Source organism: Niastella sp. (genome assembly GCF_045805085.1).
Taxonomy (GTDB): Bacteria; Bacteroidota; Bacteroidia; order Chitinophagales; family Chitinophagaceae; genus Niastella.
This window is the reverse complement of the sequence record NZ_JBJMLX010000164.1, coordinates 18,949-34,650: the sequence shown is the minus strand read 5'-3', so window position 1 is coordinate 34,650 and position 15,702 is coordinate 18,949. Positions and strand designations below refer to the sequence as shown.

General features: G+C 45.0%; 13 protein-coding genes. 8 read left to right on the top strand and 5 right to left on the bottom strand.

Features of this window, described 5'->3' with window-relative positions; translation table 11 throughout:
- The 4 genes from ACJ751_RS08230 to ACJ751_RS08215 all read left to right on the top strand — a co-directional run.
- Positions 1-1,795: alpha-L-fucosidase (locus ACJ751_RS08230; RefSeq protein ID WP_407745012.1), on the top strand; the 1,795-nt coding region annotated here is incomplete at its 5' end.
- A gap of 24 nt (positions 1,796-1,819) precedes the next feature.
- The gene (locus tag ACJ751_RS08225; protein WP_407745011.1) at positions 1,820-2,989 is read left to right on the top strand and encodes a glycoside hydrolase family 88 protein; all 1,170 of its coding nucleotides are present in this window, start codon (positions 1,820-1,822) and stop codon (positions 2,987-2,989) included.
- A 92-nt stretch (positions 2,990-3,081) separates the two neighbouring features.
- Positions 3,082-4,518, top strand: coding sequence for an alpha-L-fucosidase (locus ACJ751_RS08220; protein ID WP_407745010.1), 1,437 nt, complete (start codon positions 3,082-3,084; stop codon positions 4,516-4,518).
- A gap of 60 nt (positions 4,519-4,578) precedes the next feature.
- Positions 4,579-5,187 (top strand): YhcH/YjgK/YiaL family protein, encoded by a 609-nt coding sequence (locus ACJ751_RS08215; protein WP_407745009.1) that lies wholly within the window; start codon positions 4,579-4,581, stop codon positions 5,185-5,187.
- Between the two features lie 171 nt (positions 5,188-5,358).
- On the opposite strand, the gene ACJ751_RS08210 is transcribed toward ACJ751_RS08215, so the two are convergent.
- From ACJ751_RS08210 to ACJ751_RS08190, 5 genes are all read right to left on the bottom strand, one after another.
- Positions 5,359-6,888 carry a hypothetical protein gene (locus tag ACJ751_RS08210; protein ID WP_407745008.1) on the bottom strand — a complete coding sequence of 510 codons (1,530 nt, stop codon included), beginning with the start codon at positions 6,886-6,888 and terminating at the stop codon, positions 5,359-5,361.
- An 18-nt stretch (positions 6,889-6,906) separates the two neighbouring features.
- Entirely contained in the window at positions 6,907-7,779 is an 873-nt protein-coding gene (locus tag ACJ751_RS08205; RefSeq protein WP_407745007.1) for an AraC family transcriptional regulator, read from the bottom strand.
- Between the two features lie 167 nt (positions 7,780-7,946).
- Positions 7,947-8,852: an alpha/beta hydrolase gene (locus ACJ751_RS08200; RefSeq protein WP_407745006.1), complete on the bottom strand. Its 906-nt coding sequence runs from the start codon at positions 8,850-8,852 to the stop codon at positions 7,947-7,949.
- A gap of 95 nt (positions 8,853-8,947) precedes the next feature.
- Positions 8,948-9,775 (bottom strand): rhomboid family intramembrane serine protease, encoded by an 828-nt coding sequence (locus ACJ751_RS08195; RefSeq protein WP_407745005.1) that lies wholly within the window; start codon positions 9,773-9,775, stop codon positions 8,948-8,950.
- 102 nt (positions 9,776-9,877) lie between these two features.
- The gene (locus ACJ751_RS08190; protein ID WP_407745004.1) at positions 9,878-10,894 is read right to left on the bottom strand and encodes a LacI family DNA-binding transcriptional regulator; all 1,017 of its coding nucleotides are present in this window, start codon (positions 10,892-10,894) and stop codon (positions 9,878-9,880) included.
- Between the two features lie 149 nt (positions 10,895-11,043).
- Here ACJ751_RS08190 and uxuA point away from each other — a divergent pair, with 149 nt between their 5' ends.
- The 4 genes from uxuA to ACJ751_RS08170 all read left to right on the top strand — a co-directional run bounded on the left by uxuA (position 11,044) and on the right by ACJ751_RS08170 (position 15,680).
- Positions 11,044-12,216, top strand: coding sequence for a mannonate dehydratase (gene uxuA, locus ACJ751_RS08185; RefSeq protein WP_407745003.1), 1,173 nt, complete (start codon positions 11,044-11,046; stop codon positions 12,214-12,216).
- Positions 12,217-12,840: 624 nt separating this feature from the next.
- Complete coding sequence (locus ACJ751_RS08180; RefSeq protein WP_407745002.1) at positions 12,841-13,341, top strand: transcription termination/antitermination protein NusG; 501 nt, start codon at positions 12,841-12,843, stop codon at positions 13,339-13,341.
- 29 nt (positions 13,342-13,370) lie between these two features.
- Positions 13,371-14,669, top strand: a complete 1,299-nt coding sequence (locus tag ACJ751_RS08175; protein ID WP_407745001.1) for a nucleotide sugar dehydrogenase — start codon at positions 13,371-13,373, stop codon at positions 14,667-14,669.
- 9 nt (positions 14,670-14,678) lie between these two features.
- Positions 14,679-15,680: an SDR family oxidoreductase gene (locus ACJ751_RS08170; protein ID WP_407745000.1), complete on the top strand. Its 1,002-nt coding sequence runs from the start codon at positions 14,679-14,681 to the stop codon at positions 15,678-15,680.
- Positions 15,681-15,702 lie beyond the last annotated feature (22 nt).

The following is a 15,702-nucleotide window of genomic DNA, read 5'->3' as shown; positions in this document are numbered from 1 at the left end:
GGACAAAGAAATGTTCAACCGGGGCCGGCAACGTGATCAGCAGGCGATTGATGAAGCAGTAAACGGCTGGTGGACTGCTTCCATGAAAAATCATGATGAACGTATAGCCTGGTGGCAACAGGCGCGTTTTGGCATGTTCATTCACTGGGGCATTTATTCATTGCCAGGAGGCGAATGGAAAGGGCAAAAAGTTGATGGCTATGCCGAACACCTGATGCGTAAGGAGAAAATTACCCGGGCCGATTATCTGGCATTAGCCCATCAGTTCAATCCCGTGTTGTTTGATGCCGATGCCTGGGCGCGTCATGCAAAGGACGCCGGCATGAAGTATATGATCATTACGTCCAAACACCACGATGGGTTTGCGATGTTCGATTCAAAAGTTTCCGATTTCAATATTGTGCAGCAAACGCCTTTTAAACGCGATCCCATGGTGGAGCTGTCTGCCGCCTGTCATAAATATGGGATTAAGTTTGGGTTTTATTATTCGCATGCATTCGACTGGGAACATCCCGATGCGCCGGGCAATGATTGGGAATACAGTAATCCCGGTGGTGATAAAGGATTGTATGGTGGTATAAACTGGTTTAACCTGCATCCAGAGTTGTTACCCAAAGCGCAAAAATATGTAAACGAAAAAGCGATCCCGCAAATAAAAGAGCTGCTGGCAAAATACCATCCCGATATTTTGTGGTTTGATACGCCCTCCAAATTACCGTTATCAGAAAACATTCGCATCCTGAAAGCCATTCGGGAAGTAGATAATCATGTTGTGGTAAATGGCCGGCTGGCGAGAAGTGCAGAAGTAAGTTTTGGCGATTATAAAAATACGGCTGACCGTCCGCTTGAGTTTTACCCCGTAACGGGCGATTGGGAAGCGATCCCCACAACCAATGAATCGTACGGTTATCATAAATTCGATAACAGCCACAAACCAGTAGGCGCCTTTGTGCATTTACTGGCGAAGGCCGCATCTCGCGGTGGTAACCTGTTGATGAATATCGGTCCAAAAGGTGATGGCGCCTTCGATAGCAAGGACCTGGCTATCTTAAAAGGCATTGGCGCCTGGATGGATAAGAATGGCGAGAGCATTTATGGTACTGTGGCAAGTCCGTTGCCATTGCAAAGCTGGGGTGTATCTACGTTGAAAGGCAATACGCTTTATTTGCATGTGTTTAACTGGCCGGCAGATAATAAATTGTATGTAGGTGGGTTACAGAGTGGATTCGGCAAAACGTACCTGCTCGTCGGTAAAAAGACATTAACCACAAACCGAGTAAATACAAACGATGTGGTGATTAACCTGCCGGCAAAAATGCCCGATATGTTGAATACAGTAATTGCTATTGAATTAAAAGAACCGTTGAAGACAGATTCAATTCGGGTATTTTCTGCCAATATTCCCCAGCAGCAATTGCTGGCATTTGATGCGCAATTACATGGTGATAAATTTGGTTATGGCGATGGCAAAAGCGGCAAATATTATGTGCAGAACTGGAAGTCGGATAACCAATGGTTGAGCTGGACGTTCCGCACTACAAAGCCAGCTACGTTTACCATAAATATGAAATATCTTGCCGGTGACGGTAATGGCGGCACGTTTGTATTGCAAACCGGGAATCATTCAAAAGAAATAAAAATAACCGGCAGCGGCTCCGATACTAAAGTGCTGACCTGGGACAATATGGATACCATTGAATTGCCTGCCGGAACGCACGAATTGATCATTAAGCCGGTCTCCATTGAGAAGGGCGAACTAATGAAATTGTTGGAATTACAGTTACTGGCTAAATAATATACTCAACGAAAACACAAAAGAATGCACAAAAAATTGGCTGGAACAGTTGCTTTGTTGGCTGTAGGATTATTGTCACAAGCGCAGAAGGTGAAACTGGCGCCTGTATTTGCAGATGCGGAAAAACAAACCCAGGTAATGCTTACCAGTATAGCAGCGGCGAGAGGAAGCAATACGGACCTGGTATCGCCACGTACCCTTGAAAATGGAAACCTGAAGCTGGTTCCTGCCAAAGACTGGACCAGTGGTTTCTTTGCCGGTGAATTATGGATGTTGTATGCGTTCACCCATAAACCGGAATGGAAAGCAAAGGCAGAAGAATTTACTGCCCGGGAAGAAAAAGAAAAATTCAATGGCGGTACCCATGACATGGGCTTTAAAATATACTGCAGTTATGGTACCGGTTATCAGCTTACAAAAGACGCTGCCTATAAAGAGGTGATCATTCAGTCGGCCAAAACATTATCAACCCGGTTCAACCCGAAAGTGGGTTGTATTCGTTCGTGGGACCATCACAAAGAACAATGGGGTTATCCCGTGATCATCGATAATATGATGAACCTGGAATTACTGTTTGCCGCTACCCGCCTTTCCGGTGATTCTTCTTTTTATAAAATAGCGGTGAGCCATGCCAACACCACTATGAAAAATCATTTCCGGCCCGATTATAGTTCTTATCATGTAGTGGATTATGATACGGTAACCGGCAAAGTGGTAAAAAGAAATACGCACCAGGGGTATGCCGATGAAAGCGCCTGGGCGCGCGGACAGGGTTGGGCATTGTATGGATACACTATGTGCTATCGCGAAACAAAAAATATAGCTTATCTGCGTCAGGCAGAAAATGTAGCTAAATTCATACTGCATCATCCCAATTTACCTGCTGATAAAATTCCTTACTGGGATTTTAATGCACCTGGTATTCCCAACGAACCACGCGATGCTTCTGCCGCAGGGGTGATTGCCTCGGGTTTGTTTGAGCTGGCTAAATACGGCAAAAACAAAAAGGAGTACCTTACCGCAGCCAATACCATCCTGCAAAACCTGACCAAGAATTATCGTTCGCCCATTGGCGAGAACAAAGGTTTTATCCTGTTGCACAGCACCGGTTCCAAACCAGCCAATAGCGAAGTAGATGTGCCGCTTAATTATGGTGATTATTATTATTTAGAGGCGCTGTTGAGGTCAAAGTAGATTATGTTAAAATAGCTGAATAAATTGCAGGAAGGTTCGCAAACACAGAAAGTAATATTCAGTTAGTTGCAAATAAAACAAAAGAAGGTTATATGAAAAAAGTAGTTGCTGCATTGGTATTGTTTTGTTGTTTGTTGCATACGGCATTTGCACAAACAGCAGCAAAGGAGTCGCACGACAAACACATGGAATGGTGGCGCGAAGCCCGTTTTGGGATGTTCATTCACTGGGGTGTTTATTCCGTGCCGGCTGGTTATTACAATGGTCAGCCCATTAAGCGCATAGGAGAGTGGATCATGAACCGCGGAAAAATTCCGGTAGCCGATTACCAGGAATTTGCCAAACAGTTCGATCCCGTAAAATACGATGCGGATGCCTGGGTAAAACTGGCTAAAGAAGCCGGCATGAAATACATTGTGATCACCGCCAAGCACCATGATGGTTTTGCTTTGTTTAAATCAAATGCCAGCAAATGGAATATGGTAGATGCCACGCCGTATGGCAAAGACCTGCTGAAGCCCCTGGCAGAAGCCTGCCGCAAATACGGGATCAAACTGGGCTTTTATTATTCGCAGGCGCAGGACTGGAACAATCCGGGTGGCGCTGCTGCCCGCAAGGTTGCCAGCGAAGGCTGGGCCAATCCTGATTCCGCAAAAATAGATGCCTATACCGCAGCTCATGAAGGCCATTGGGATCCCGCACAAACCACCAAAACCATGGCGCAATACATCGATGATGTAGCGGTTCCGCAGGTAAAAGAATTGCTGACCAATTATGGCGATGTAGCGGTGCTGTGGTGGGATACGCCTACCGGTATGACTGATGAGTTTGCTGAGAAATTAAATGCTGCTTTGGCATTGCAACCCAATATCATCACCAACGACCGGTTAAAACGCCCCAACTTTCCCGGTGATTACAAAACGCCTGAGCAAAGAATTCCCAAAGAAAGCGAACTGGATGGTAAAGACTGGGAAACCTGCATGACCATGAACGGCACCTGGGGTTTTAAAAAAGATGACCACGAATGGAAAAGTACAGAGGTAATTATCAGGAATCTGTTAGACATAGCTTCAAAAGGTGGTAACTATTTATTGAATGTAGGTCCCAAGCCAGATGGTACCTTCCCTGATGAAAGTATCAGTCGACTGCAACAGGTAGGCGCGTGGATGAAAGTAAACGGCGACGCTATTTATGGTACAAAAGCGAGTCCATTACCCGCATTGCCATGGGGACGTTGCACCAAGAAAGAACAGAACGGGAACACCACTTTATACCTGAGCGTGTTTAACTGGCCCGCCGATAAAAAACTGGTGGTACCCGGGTTGACCCAACCGGTTACATCGGCTGTTTTATTAGCCAATGGTAAAAAACTGGCCACGGCCGCTTCAGCAGACGGATTGGTAATAACAGTGCCCGAACAGGCGCCCGATAAAATTGCCAGTGTAATTAAACTGCAGGTGAAGGGAACGGTTGCCGATAAGCGGTTTATGGGCGCCGGCGCCAGCGGTTTGGGTAATATGAAAGAGTGACAATTCTTGCCTGAATAACAGGTTTATACGCTTATATTTACACCTATTTAATTCTCGCGTATGAAAAAAGGATGTTTGTCTGTTTTATTAATTGCCTTTTCTTTTGTTTTTGTAAATGCGCAATCAGAAGCCGATACTGTTATCACAAAAGCAAAAGCGAATAAATGGTTTAAGAAAAAAGAATGGTTGAATGGCGCGCCGCTGAAGCCGCATAAATCAATCAATAAAGAAGAATTTGCCCGTCAATACCGTATCAACAAAGCGTATTGGGATAAAGCATTTGCTTTTTTGAAAGAGCAAAACCTGCAAACAATAGCAAAAGGAAAATATCCCATAGATGGCGATAATGTATTTGCATCAGTAACGGAAGACCCCAGCAAGGATTTTGATAAAACCAATTGGGAATCGCACCGTAAGTACATCGATGTACAATGCGTATTGGTAGGTGAAGAAAGAATGGGTAAATGGCCCGTGGCAGAAGTTACTTCCACAACCAAACCTTACGACGAAACAAAAGACGTAGCCAATTATACCGCGCCCGGCAAATTCTACAATATACCTGCCGGCACCTTTATCATCTTTTTCCCCGGCGAAGCGCACAGGCCGAATATTACGCCTGGAGGGAATAAGGTAGTGAAGAAGATGGTGATTAAAATTAAAGCAGCGTAGTTCACAACATGCTGTTGCAGGTTACAGGTTGCCGGTTACCGGTTTTAATGTTGGAGCTTTCAATAATAAAGGTGGGTTACCCTTTGGAGGATAACCCACCTTTGTATTTTGCTTGATTGCCGATTACCTGCTTCCCCCCTGCAACCTGTACCCTGAAACTTGCAACCATTTTTACGATTTGCGATTTCTTCTTTCATTGAGTTGCGTCATATACAACGAGCCTGGTTGTAAACCTTCCTTATTCTGCCCTTCCCACTCCCCATCAGGACGTCCATTCAGTCTGCCTTCGTATTTCCCGCCTTTCAGTCCAATGCAATAATTTTTTCCATCAGCCCAGGGGCTTTGTACAGCAGCACGTTTGGCAGTACAGTTCCATAATATTTGCGTAACACCTGCCCAACCATGGCCACTGCCCCAGTTACCCCGGTCCTGGATGTTAATTTCACCATCAGTTACAATATTATCATACAATGTGCCGGAAGCCCAGCGGTGGTGCGGGCCAATATCGGCATGTGTTTGTTTGGCGGTGCAATTATAAAAAACGTTGGGTCCGCAAACGCGGGCGCCGGTAACATAATCATGACGCCCTTCGGTAGTTTGGCAATTCATGACCAGGTTTTGCTGACCGTCGTTGTTAAATGAATAACGGCGGCCACCTGTAATCTGTGATTTAGCATCGAGGCAGCGGCTGTCGGTCACGGTGATCCATTTGGCCAGATCATCTATGTGAACGCAGGCATAACCAAAGTAGCGGGCCGTTACATTCCGCACCCAGCCGTTTTCAATTTTATTGAATTGAATGGCCGTCCAGCCATGATCTTCAGACGTGTCTTTATCGTAAGTAGATTCACAACGCAATTGTTCGATGCCCACTTTGGACAACCGGCCATTGAAATTGTATTTATAAATAAAGCCGCCGCCGTATTGTTTTTCCAGCGACATCACCACCGGGTTGTCAAGGGTAATGGTATTGCCCTGCACTTTGGTAATGATGCGTTCGTAACGCAGGTCATATTCTTTAGGTTGCCATTGTTTGGTGCCGTCCCGTGCATCGATGGCATCCATTTTCAGGTCCTTTACCCAGGCTTCGGTGCCAGGTCGGAACAAAATAACTTTATCACCTGCTTTAAAGTTAGCGGCCGATTCAACCTGGAAGGACGTAGCGCCGGTTGGCACATAGGCATCCGTGATAGCTACGCGCGTACCAGGTTGTTCTTCGAAATTACCGGTTCCGGAAATATTGATCAATGACCGTTGGGTATTTCCGGTGGCAATCAATTTGGTATCGCTTTCTCCATCACCTTCGCCGCGCAGGATGATGCCGCTGGCTGTAATATGAATGGTGCCGGGGATGTTGTATACGCCTTTCTTTAATAAGATGGCGCCGCGAAAACCGTTTTTGTCGGGCGTTCTTTTCGCTACTTCATCGATAGCATCCTGGATAATAGCCTGGCTATTATCGTTACCCGCTGAAATGGTTTTTACAACAGGTACAGTGGGTATGGGCTGATCGCCCTGGTAATAGCCTACACGACTGAAATCGGGCAGGATATTACCCTTTTCGTCAGGGTGATATTGTAAAGTTCCGTTGGAAGTCAGGCTAACAAATTTCGAATCCCATGTAGAGGCTGGCGGTTGAAAACCTGCAACCAGTACAATCCCGGTCGAAACAACAAGAAGTTGTCGAAGCTGTTTAAGCATATCAATATTATAAGTGAACTATTGTTTTTGGATAAATTCTTTTTGATAACTCAACGGGCTTTTACCGGTGATGAGTTTAAAATATTTATGAAAGCTGGTAAAGTTATTGAAGCCGCTTTCGAAGCACAGCTGTTTAATGCTCATTTTGTTTTCGATCAATAATTTACAGGCATAGCCCACCCGCACTTCAATCAGGAACTGCGAAAAGGTTTTACTTGTTTTTGATTTGAAATAGCGGCAAAATGAGTTGGGACTGATGTTTGCTACAGAGGCGATCTCATCTAACTGAATGGGACGTTTGAAATTTTTCAGCGAGAAGTCGTAAATGGCGTTGATGCGGTCGTTCTCGTTTTCGGGCATTTCGTGTTTAAACCCAATGCTCGATAATGACTGCAAATTGGGGCATTCAGCAATAGCAGTTAATGCCTGGGTAAGCAGCAAAATGCGGTGCGGTCCTTCCGTATTTAATAATACATCCAGGAATTCTGCTACCACCACGCGGGTTTTACCGGTGATCTGTAAGCCACGTTTCGCTTTTTCAAGAATGTTTTTGATCTTAATGTTTTCCGGCAGTTGCAAAAATTGTTCTCCCCAGAAGGTTTCGTTGAAATGACATACTCTTATATCGGCCGAAGTTGGCTCATTTTCATTAAAATAGGTATCGTTGAAACGCCAGTAATGCGGCAGACCTGAGCCTACCAGTACTACGTCGCCGTTTTTGAAATGCCGGATGCTGTCACCTACAAACTGGGTGCCTTCACCTTGTCTAAAATGGATTAATTCAACTTCCTGGTGGTAGTGCCAGCGGTTATTGATGTAAGGAACAAGATCCTGGCGAACGCTGAAGGAGTGGCGGATCTCCTTTGATACTTTTAATAGCTGGGGCCTCATAATTAAGCTGCTTTTACTTCAAATGGCAAAAAATGGTGCAATCAGGGGTAAATTAGCTTAACTTTTAGCGCTGGCGAAAAAATGCTACGCTAACGTTTCCGTAACATATGTAAATATTTCTGCTGTTTGATGCAACCTTTTTGATAGAAATGCAGACCCCATTGAAATTAATGTTGAAGAACAAATTCTGAAATGGAACTAACCAGTTCTTCGCTAATGGGGAGTGTGGGTGTTATATAGGTAGCGAGGTTTTCTTTTCTGTCTCCCTCCACGATCCTGAAAATATGGTTCATGTTTTTAATGAGTGTCAGTTTGGCCTTTGTGTTTGATTTTGCCAGCAGGTTGGCGTCTTCTTCTTTTACCTGCAGGTCGTTTGTGCCTTGAAGTATTAAAACCGGGATGGTGAGTTTTTTTATTTCAGCTTGCGGGTCGTAGTGAAACCAGGAGATCATATACGGCTGAACGCTGGGTCTGAACAAGGCAAACAGCATTTTGGGCACATTGGCAACGGTTTTACCCAGCACCAGACTGTCGATAATAGGGTAGCTGCTGTCTTTTACCATGGCTGGCTGCCCGGCTAGTTGCTCTTTCAGTATTTTATCGGCCGAACGGCCGGCACCGGCAATGGAAACAAACCCATGGGCGGTGTTGAGTGCGGCGATCATGCCTATAAGTGACCCTTCGCTGTGACCGGCCACAAATACCTTTGAAAAGCGTTTATCTTGCTTCAGCCATTCTATCCAACTGCGGGCATCGTTGATGTAATCTTCAAACCGCAGGTCGGCTTCGGTTTTTCCGGCAGCTTTACTTTCGCCAATGCCTCGTTTGTCGAACCGTAAGGACGCAATGTTTTTTGCCGCAAGGCCATACGCCAGTTTTTGCAGGCTCTCGTTCTTCATCATGGGGTTATCGCCATTACGGTCGGTTTGGCCCGAACCGGCAATGATCAGCGCCACCGGTAATTTTGCCGGTGCGTTGGCAGGAATGGTTAAAGTACCGGCGATATCACCACTGGCTGTATGCAACACAACATTTGTTTCAGTATATGTAGTATCACTTTCTGCCGCCGCCATAAATGGGAGAGTTAGAAGCAGGAAAACGAATGGCATAAGCCTGAATTTCTTCATAACGCAATTTGTTCTGGTAATGAAATGTGTTGCCGGAGTGGTTATTTCTTACTGTACTCTTTCAGCATTTGTTTTTCTTTCTGGCTCAGGCTGTTCATGCCCCGCTTGCTTATTTTGTCGAGGATCCTGTCAATTTCCTGTTGCTGGTTGAATTTACTCTCGTTATACTTGTGATCGACGGAATAATAGTTCTTATGCGTATTGAAAAAAAGATTGTCAATAAGTAAAAGATGCGGCCTGGTAATAATCAGGTAAATGAACGCCAGGGTGGGCACCGAAATAATTAAAATAGTAATATAATTTTCAAACAGGGCGGCAGGTTGTAAGGCAATGGCTACCAGCATCCCGATCATGGCGCCGCCCAGGTGCGCTTCGTGCCCGATGTTGTCTCTTTTTGAGCGTACCCCGTAAATGGTAAGGCCAATGTAAAGAAGCCCAAACAACCAGCCTGGCAAAAAGAAGATCCTGATACCAGGATCCAGTGCAATGACGGCGAAAATACCGCCATTTACGGCGCCCGAAGCGCCTACTGAGGTATAATCCCCCTGGTTTTTATATATCAGCAGCGACAACAGGTTGCCGCCCACCATGCTGGCAAAATAAACCAGTAAAAAGCCATACCAATCCAGTTGGCCAATTAATAGCCCTGCAAAAAAATACACCCCCAGCATATTGAAAATAAGGTGCATCCAGTTCACATGCAAAAAACCTGAGGTTACAAGCCTTTTGTAATCCCTGTACAGGCGAACCTTTTCAACACCAAATTCGTATTTCTCAAAAAAGAAATGGTTTTTAAACCCCTGGTATGAAACCACGCCGGTCACGATAATAACTATCCAACTAATAATTCCAGAAAGTCCGGTTCCCATATGAATAAGTTCATTATAATAAACATACTAACGATAAGCGAAGGTTGCAAATAATTGTTAATTACGGACCCTAGGCTTTACAAAAGGGTAACAGCGTGTTTATTAACCGGTAATGGCCGTTGACGCCCGCTCAATTAATTGCGAAGGCAGGATCATTTTTTTCTCATATGGCATCAGCATTTTCTTTTCAATAAGCTTGAACAAAATGCTGGCTGCCTCGCGGCCGATATCGTAAGCCGGTTGAATAATGGTAGAAAGTGCGGGGTCGAATAATGCGGCGGCTTGCAGGTTCGAAAAACTGATCACCTTCACTTCCTGCGGAATATGCAGGTTTATTTCCTTGCATACTTCGTAAGTATTCACCGCAAACTTTTCAATGGCGGCAAAAATGCCATCGGGGCGGGACGGGTTTTGAAACAGGTTGCGTAATATTTCGCGGTTAATATAATCTTTCGAAGTAAGGTCAACGATCAGGGGCGGGGTAGGCACTTTGAATTTTTCCAGGGCGGCAAGATAGCCCGCTTTACGCCGGTTTGAGATGGACAGGTTTCCCGCCATTCCCAAAAAAGCGATGTTCTTGCAGCCTCTTTTCAACAAATGTTCCGTTGCCTTGAAAGCCATTTCGGCATCGTTGGTCATTATGTTGGGCACATCGAGCTCTTCACTGGTTCTGTCAAAAAGCACCACCGGAACACCGGCCTGCCGCCAGGCCTCGATATGATCGTAATTGTTAGTGGTATTTGACACCGAGATCATAATACCATCTACCCGGCCATTGCGCAAAAGTTGCAAAATGTCGCGTTCTTTATTATAATCTTCGTGCGAAAGATAAATGAGTACGTGATAACCCTTGCTGGGGGTTATCGATTCAATGCCATTGATGACCTGGGAGAAAAAATTGTTTTCTATTTCAGGTATGATGACCGCAATTGTCTTGCTTTTATTCTGGCGTAAACTGCTGGCGTGCGGATTGGGTTGGAACCCGAGCTTTAAGGCTAATTCGCGCACCCGTTCTTTGGTTTGCGGACTAATTTCATGACTATCGCGCAAAGCGCGGCTAACCGTTGACACGGCCAGATTCAATTCTTTCGCTAACTTCTTTAAATTCACTTGATCCATATAGTACCGTCCCCAGCAAAGATTAAGAAATACGAGCTACTTTTGCAACATTTTTCGAAAACGTTTGCAAAGAATTTGCTAATGGGGTTGAAGTTTGGAACCATTACAAATTGTAACCTTGTAAAAAATGTGCTCTAAACAATTACTTTATGTATCAATTTGAACAAACTATGCGCTGGTTCGGCCCTTCCGACCCAGTTAGTCTGGCCGATATCCGACAGGCCGGTTGTACAGGAGTCGTGTCTGCGTTACACCATATTCCCAATGGCACCGTCTGGACCAAAGAAGAGATCATGAAACGCAAACAAACCATTGAAGCAGCAGGGTTAACCTGGTCGGTGGTAGAAAGCGTTCCCGTTCATGAAGAGATAAAAACACAAAAAGGGAATTACCAACAACATATTGCCAACTATTGTGAAAGCATCCGCAACCTGGCAGCCTGCGGTATTTACGTGGTTACTTACAATTTTATGCCCGTGCTCGACTGGACGCGCACCGATTTGGCTTACACGGTTGAAGACGGCAGTAAAGCGCTCCGGTTCGAAAAAGCTGCCATGGTGGCATTTGACGTATATATGCTGAAAAGACCCGGCGCCGAAAAAGATTATTCAGCCGCCGAGCTGGCCAAAGCAAAAGAACGCCTGGCAAACATGACAGACGATGAAAAGAACCTGTTACAACGCAATGTAATTGCCGGTTTGCCGGGTAGTGAAGAAAGCTTTTCCCTGCAACAATTTCAGGCGGCCCTTGATACCTATGAAGGCATCGATGCCAAAAGATTACAACAGAACCTGATTGAATTTTTACAACAGGTAGCGCCGGTAGCCGACCAGGTAGGGGTAAAACTGGTAGTTCACCCCGATGATCCGCCCTATGCCATTTTCGGTTTGCCCCGCGTGGTAAGCACCGCCCAGCAGGTAAAGCAATTGTTCGAAGCAGTTCCTAATGCCAGCAATGGCCTATGCTTTTGCACCGGTTCATTTGGCGTACGGGCCGATAACGACTTACCTGCCATGGTGTTACAGTTTGGCGACCGCATCAATTTCATTCACTTACGCAGTACCCAACGCGATGCGGACGGTAATTTTTATGAAGCCAACCACCTGGAAGGCGATGTGGATATGTACAGCGTGGTGAAGAACCTGGTGCAGGTAATGCAAAAGCGGCAGGTTAACCTGGCTATGCGCCCCGACCATGGGCACCAAATGCTGGATGACCTGAATAAAAAGACCAATCCCGGCTACTCGGCGATAGGACGTTTACGCGGACTGGCAGAATTACGCGGACTGGAATTAGGAATAGCCCGTTCTTTGAACGGGTAAATCCCAAGGCACAAGATTCAAAGCACAAGGTCTCCAATTGAGGTCTTGTGCTTTTTTATTGCCCTTGTTCCTGAACCCTGGGTCTTGTGCCTTCATAATAGATGTCATGCCAATGATTACAGTTTAATAATACTGAAGTCTAAAAACATGCAATATGTATCTCTTACTAATTGATTGACATGGATCTATTTCCACTGCAAGCCAATTGGGTATTTAGGAAATAACCACATTATGGTATATAAAAATCAAGGGCCAATATTGCATAATATCAAAAAACTTTCTACTTTTGAGCGACTTCATTAACCTCTGATCCTCCAACATCCTCTGTAATTACCGATCGTCACCCGATTTTCCTTTCGAATCACCCCATTGGCCCGATTTCCTTCGAAAGCCTCTGAACCAATCCTTTCGAATAGCCTCTGGTTTATTATTACTTGTGTACCGTTTTTGTTTTATGGGACCTCAATAGCCTATTACGATCTGATATTCTCGTGACAAACGCAGAAGAGATGGTGATTTAGGTATTGACGTGTATGATTTTATGGGTAAAATTTTTTAATTCTCAGTAACGAATGTGACTGAGGGAAGCGGGAGCTTTACGTTGAACTGTGATAAACCGGAAAAATGAATACAAATTTGCATTGGTATGCCTTATACACCAGGCCCCGGTGGGAAAAGAAAGTGGCGGATCTGCTCGGCCTGAAACAAATTGAGAACTATTGTCCGATACAGAAGATTGAAAGAAACTGGAGCGATAGAAAAAAGATTATAGCGGAGCCCTTGTTTAAATCGTACGTACTCGTACGACTTGCACCAAAAGCACACATTCCGGTGCTGCAAACAGATGGTGTAATAGGGTTCGTAACTTTTCAGGGTAAACCCGCAGTAATACGTGATGAAGAAATTGACATAGTGAAGCAGTTCCTGAAAGATTACGAACATATACAGGTAGAAAGAATTGATGTGAATATAAACGATGAAGTGACCATTATAAACGGTCCGCTGGAGCAACAAACCGGCCAGGTGATGGAAGTGAATAACAGAAGTGTGAAAGTGATGTTGCCTTCATTGGGTTTTGCCCTGGTAGCAATAGATAAGAACAACCTTTCAAAAGGTTCAAAATAATAACTACTAACTTCAAATTGAAATATTGAATGGAAGCGACAAAGCAGTATCATTTAACGGTAATCGGTTTAGGATATGTAGGATTACCCCTTGCAGTAGAATTTGCAAAGAAATATCCTGTCGTAGGCTTTGATATCAATCAGGCACGAATAGCCGAACTGCGGTCTGGTAACGATCACACGCTGGAGATCAGCAGCGACCACCTTTCTTCTGTACTTAAAAAGAAATTGGATAGCACACTTGGCTTATGGGTGAGCGATCAGCTGGAAGATATTAAAACAACCAACGTATTTATCATAACTGTACCTACGCCGGTTGATAAATATAACCGCCCCGATCTGACGCCGCTGGTGAAAGCCAGTGAAACAGTAGGTAAAGCATTGAAGAAGGGCGATATCGTAGTGTATGAATCAACCGTATACCCCGGTGTTACCGAAGATGAGTGCGTACCTATTCTTGAAAAAGTGTCAGGACTTACTTTCAATAAAGATTTTTATGCCGGTTATTCACCCGAGCGTATTAACCCCGGCGATAAAGAACATACAGTTACTAAAATTAAAAAAGTAACTTCCGGTTCAACCCCCGAAGCTGCCAAAATTGTAAATGACATTTATAGCAGCATTATTGTAGCGGGCACACACATGGCGCCTTCTATAAAGGTGGCCGAAGCCGCCAAGGTTATCGAGAATGCACAACGCGATATCAACATCGCCTTCATCAATGAGCTGGCCAAAATATTTAACCTGCTCGATATCGATACGCAGGAAGTGCTGGCTGCAGCCTCTACAAAATGGAACTTTTTACCGTTCCGCCCTGGTTTGGTAGGAGGTCACTGTATTGGCGTTGACCCCTATTATTTAGCACAAAAGGCTATGGAAGTTGGTTATCATCCTGAGATCATCCTGGCCGGACGTAGATTGAACGATGGCATGGGTGCGTATGTAGCCGGTGAAGTAATAAAACTGATGGTGAAGAAAAGCATTCCGGTTTCTCAAAGCAAAGCCCTGGTATTAGGTATTACTTTTAAAGAGAATTGTCCCGACGTTCGCAATACCAAAGTGATTGACATTATCCGTCACCTGCAAAGCTACCATGTTGAGGTTGACATCTACGATCCCTGGGCCAATCCCGAAGCAGTAATGCATGAATATGGCGTGAAAACGATTCAGGAATTACCAGCCTCCCAATCACAATACAATGCAGTAGTGCTGGCTGTAGCGCATGAACAGTTCAGTTACGAAGTCATTAAGAAATTATGCAGCGACCATTGCGTGCTGTTTGATGTGAAAGCCCATTTGGGAAAAGATTTAGTTGATGCACGTTTATAACTATTAATTATGTACAATCAGAAATACCATACCGCCGATATTAGTAAAGCCACCTTCCTGGTAACAGGCGGCGCAGGCTTTATAGGTTCAAACATTGTAGAATATTTATTAACGCATGGCGTTGGTAAAGTGCGGGTGCTCGACAACTTTAGTACGGGTTCCATGGAGAATATTGAACCGTTTTTACCCCGTCCTGAATTTAGTTTGATAGAAGGCGATATCCGCGACCTGGATACCTGTCGTCGTGTAGTAGGCGGTGTTGATTATGTGCTGCACCAGGCTGCATTGGGTTCGGTACCCCGCTCCATAAACGATCCCATTACCAGCAATGAAGTGAACGTAAGCGGTTTTTTGAATATGCTGGTAGCAGCAAGAGATGCGGGTGTTAAAAGAATGGTGTATGCAGCCAGTTCAAGCACTTATGGCGATCACCCCGGTTTGCCAAAAGTAGAAGATAAAATAGGGAATCCGCTCTCGCCATACGCCGTTACAAAATATGTAAATGAGCTGTATGCGTCGGTGTTCAGCCGCACCTACGATTTTCATACCATTGGGTTACGTTACTTCAACGTATTTGGTCCCCGCCAAAACCCACGTGGCCCCTACGCCGCCGTTATTCCTTTGTTCGTTCAGAGTGCGTTGAAAAACGAAGCGCCTTTCATTAACGGAGATGGCGAAACGAGCCGTGACTTCACCTTCGTGGAAAACGCGGTACAGGCAAATATCAAAGCCGCCCTGGCCCCTGATATAAACAAACATGAAGTAGTGAACATAGCTGTGGGCGATAAAACAACGCTGAACGAATTGTGGAAACACATAACCGGGTTTATCGGTATTGACCTGGCGCCGAAATATCGCGAAGAAAGAAAAGGGGATGTGCGTCATAGTCTGGCCAATGTGAGCAAAGCCCAACAGCTGATCGGTTACCAGCCTAATGTAACCATTGAAACAGGATTACAAACAACGGTAGAGTGGTTTAAGCAATCGTCGTATATGAAAGTAACCTCTTAAAACGTAGCCTTGCCGGCAAGCG

Bases quoted from the DNA above. Each gene is read 5' to 3' on its own strand.
- ACJ751_RS08225 (WP_407745011.1), top strand. From the start codon at position 1,820: ATGCACAAAAAATTGGCTGGAACAGTTGCTTTGTTGGCTGTAGGATTA.
- ACJ751_RS08220 (WP_407745010.1), top strand. From the start codon at position 3,082: ATGAAAAAAGTAGTTGCTGCATTGGTATTGTTTTGTTGTTTGTTGCAT.
- ACJ751_RS08215 (WP_407745009.1), top strand. From the start codon at position 4,579: ATGAAAAAAGGATGTTTGTCTGTTTTATTAATTGCCTTTTCTTTTGTT.
- ACJ751_RS08210 (WP_407745008.1), bottom strand. From the start codon at position 6,888: ATGCTTAAACAGCTTCGACAACTTCTTGTTGTTTCGACCGGGATTGTA.
- ACJ751_RS08205 (WP_407745007.1), bottom strand. From the start codon at position 7,779: ATGAGGCCCCAGCTATTAAAAGTATCAAAGGAGATCCGCCACTCCTTC.
- ACJ751_RS08200 (WP_407745006.1), bottom strand. From the start codon at position 8,852: ATGGCGGCGGCAGAAAGTGATACTACATATACTGAAACAAATGTTGTG.
- ACJ751_RS08195 (WP_407745005.1), bottom strand. From the start codon at position 9,775: ATGGGAACCGGACTTTCTGGAATTATTAGTTGGATAGTTATTATCGTG.
- ACJ751_RS08190 (WP_407745004.1), bottom strand. From the start codon at position 10,894: ATGGATCAAGTGAATTTAAAGAAGTTAGCGAAAGAATTGAATCTGGCC.
- uxuA (WP_407745003.1), top strand. From the start codon at position 11,044: ATGTATCAATTTGAACAAACTATGCGCTGGTTCGGCCCTTCCGACCCA.
- ACJ751_RS08180 (WP_407745002.1), top strand. From the start codon at position 12,841: ATGAATACAAATTTGCATTGGTATGCCTTATACACCAGGCCCCGGTGG.
- ACJ751_RS08175 (WP_407745001.1), top strand. From the start codon at position 13,371: ATGGAAGCGACAAAGCAGTATCATTTAACGGTAATCGGTTTAGGATAT.
- ACJ751_RS08170 (WP_407745000.1), top strand. From the start codon at position 14,679: ATGTACAATCAGAAATACCATACCGCCGATATTAGTAAAGCCACCTTC.